Annotated in this window: 3 protein-coding genes and 2 pseudogenes; 1 reads left to right on the forward strand and 4 read right to left on the reverse strand. The window is 45.7% G+C overall.

Translation table 11 applies throughout. The features are described from left to right. Positions 1–220, forward strand: a pseudogene (locus tag CIK96_RS13335) (IS4 family transposase); the annotation flags it as partial. Between the two features lie 12 nt (positions 221–232). Here CIK96_RS13335 and arsB read toward each other — a convergent pair. From arsB to CIK96_RS00795, 4 genes and pseudogenes are all read right to left on the reverse strand, one after another. After that, positions 233–1,036, reverse strand: a pseudogene (arsB, locus tag CIK96_RS00780) (ACR3 family arsenite efflux transporter); the annotation flags it as partial. A gap of 23 nt (positions 1,037–1,059) precedes the next feature. Then, positions 1,060–1,800, reverse strand: a complete 741-nt coding sequence (locus CIK96_RS00785) for an aromatic aminobenezylarsenical efflux permease ArsG family transporter (protein ID WP_094439068.1) — start codon at positions 1,798–1,800, stop codon at positions 1,060–1,062. A gap of 6 nt (positions 1,801–1,806) precedes the next feature. Continuing rightward, the gene (locus CIK96_RS00790) at positions 1,807–2,241 is read right to left on the reverse strand and encodes a nitrophenyl compound nitroreductase subunit ArsF family protein (protein WP_216820937.1); all 435 of its coding nucleotides are present in this window, start codon (positions 2,239–2,241) and stop codon (positions 1,807–1,809) included. A gap of 36 nt (positions 2,242–2,277) precedes the next feature. Further along, a complete protein-coding gene (locus CIK96_RS00795) occupies positions 2,278–2,508 on the reverse strand; it encodes a thioredoxin family protein (RefSeq protein ID WP_094439070.1) in 231 nt (76 codons plus the stop codon). Positions 2,509–2,645: the final 137 nt, after the last annotated feature.

The following is a 2,645-nucleotide window of genomic DNA, read 5'->3' on the forward strand; positions in this document are numbered from 1 at the left end:
CGAAAATGCTGTAAAGATACAATTGTATAGTGCAATCATTGCATATTGCTTGGTTGCGATTGTTGAACGAAAAATGAAATTGAATATGGAAATGTATGATTTGTTAAGAATTTTATCTGTCTCATTGTTGGACAGAACCCCTCTCGTAGATTTGCTCGGCAAAAGCGAACCTGCCGAGAAGTTACAAACTGTAAGAGAATTAAGTCTTAAATTTATTTAGTGGACACTAGTGGAAGAAGATTAGGAATGTCTGAATGGTCAAAGGTATGGCTATGAGTAATATGTGGAAGGGATTCTCCATGATGACATCGCCCTGGAATGAGAACAGTATGATGAGAGTAAGCAGAAGACCAATAGTGGTAACACCGTTGAACTTCTCGACGAAGATGTTCTCAAAATACTCTCTCCCTCTTTTCTTTATTACTACATAGCGAGTGATGATTCCTGCAATAAGCGGTATCACGACAAATAGCACGACTGAGAGCAGAAGAGTGTTCCAAGGGATACTGACACTACCCACTTCGAGGAGCAATCCCACAATTGGCGCAAAGGCAACGAGTATGATGAGGTCATTGATGGCTACTTGCACCAGCGTATATGCGGCATCTCCTTTTGTCAGGTGGCTCCATACAAACACCATTGCGGTGCAAGGAGCAGCTCCTAACAAAACAGCACCGGCAAGATAATCATTTGCCAAGTCTTCTGATATGAAAGGCGCAAAGACGAAGCACAAGAAGAACTTGGCAATCACGAACATGGTGAACGGCTTGATAATCCAGTTCGTTACGCATGTGATGATGATTCCTTTGGGGTTACGACCTACATTCATTACGCTTTTGAAGTCAATCTTCATCATCATTGGCCAGATCATCAGCCATATAAGTACTGACATTGGAATACTGACATTGGCATATTCCCATTGACTAAGCGTTTGTGGCAAAGCAGGGAGATACTGACCTATCAGCAGGCCAATTATTATGCAGAGTGCTACCCATATCGTCAGATAACGCTCAAAGAAACCGATACCTTTTTCCATGATTCATTATTTTTTTGAAGATGTTATGTGAACATTGTGATAGAATAGTAGATGCCAACTCCAATGAAGAGAATGGCCACGACACGGTTGAACCAGCGCTGGAAGATGCTAATCTTGCCCATCACTTTGCCAAGTGACTGCATGCTGTAGGCAAGCACCCATGCTACTACGAGGACAGGCAAAGCTGTGGCGATGGCGAAGACAAGTGGCAGCAGATAACCCGCTGTTGCTTCGGCAGACATCGGAATGAGCATTCCGAAGTATAGCAAACCACTGGTTGGACAGAATGCCATGGCGAAGAGGATGCCGAGTAGTAGGGAACCCATGTTGCCTTTATAGCTCCCCTCGCCTTTGGGAGAGGGGCTGGGGGTGAGGCTAAGCTTCGGCAGATGCAACCTGTCTCCGAACAGCATAAATAAGCCGATGATGACAAGTGCAGGACCAAGGATGAGTTCGCCCCATTCGCTGATGACCTGCTGAAGTCCGAAGGTGTCCGCTCCTTGCCTTATGATATAGATAAGGAGTGCGCCAAGGAGCGTGTAGGCCAGCGTGCGGCCGAGGGTGTAGAGAATGCCGCTCCACAATATGCGTCTTTGTGCATTGCTTTTATTCACGTTACCCTCCATGCAGCTGCGAGCGATGTAACCCACAGCGGTCACGTTGGTAGCAAGCGGACAAGGGCTCAGGGCGGTGAGCAATCCCAACAGGAATGCTGTTATCACCGGCACCTGGCTATTGTCTATGAGTTGGTTGAGGAAGTCCATTCGCGTTTACTTTATTGCTTTCACAACCTTATCCTTCAACTCCTTGCGGAATCCCTCTGCATTACTTCTCGCATTAGCGAAAGCAAAGCGAGTGAGGTCTTCTGCACCCTTAGGTGTAACCACGAAGAGCGACGAGAATGTCACCTTGTACTTGGCAGCTATCTTCTTGCCCTCCTCCGTCGAGAAATCAACGACGTGGAACTTCACCTTGCCAGCTTTCACCTGCTTTGCAAGTTCGCCTTCCACGAGCGCCTTTGTCTCTTTCTCAATGGCTATACAGGTCTTGCAACGCTGCTTGCCGTGGAAGTAGATGATCTCAACTGCCGCCTTCTGCTTGGCAACAGTTTCCTTCTTTGACTCTGGTGTGTTGTTACCAGTACAGGCGCTGATTGTGGTTGTAGAGAGTAGTGTAGCCAACAACATGATTGTAATCTTTTTCATTTTTTTTGGATGTTTTTGATTAAACTTGAAATTTGACTACTTCAGGATTTCGAGCAATTCCGTCTCGTTCTTCTGACCGCGAGCCACCACCTGATCATCTACCACCAACGCTGGCAACGACATCACATTGTATTGCATCACCTCCATGATGTCGTCCACCTTCTCTACGGTAGCGTCAATCTGATTGTTCTTGACTACTGCCTCCACGAGTGAGGCATACTTCTGGTTGCAAGCGCATGAGCTCACCAATACTTTGATTTGTTTCATGATTCTTCTGCACTAGTGTCCACTAAAAACGATTAACAATCGTTGTAAGTGGTTGATATGCGACAAAATACGAGCAAAAAATGACTCTATGGGTTAGAAATGACTATCTTTGCAGAAAATTACAATCTGTAAGTTAG

Origin of the sequence: Prevotella sp. P4-98 (assembly GCF_002251405.1) — a bacterium.
Taxonomy (GTDB): domain Bacteria; phylum Bacteroidota; class Bacteroidia; order Bacteroidales; family Bacteroidaceae; genus Prevotella.

Coding starts and splice junctions, on each gene's coding strand:
- CIK96_RS00785 (WP_094439068.1), bottom strand. CDS start 1,800: ATGGACTTCCTCAACCAACTCATAGACAATAGCCAGGTGCCGGTGATA.
- CIK96_RS00790 (WP_216820937.1), bottom strand. CDS start 2,241: ATGAAAAAGATTACAATCATGTTGTTGGCTACACTACTCTCTACAACC.
- CIK96_RS00795 (WP_094439070.1), bottom strand. CDS start 2,508: ATGAAACAAATCAAAGTATTGGTGAGCTCATGCGCTTGCAACCAGAAG.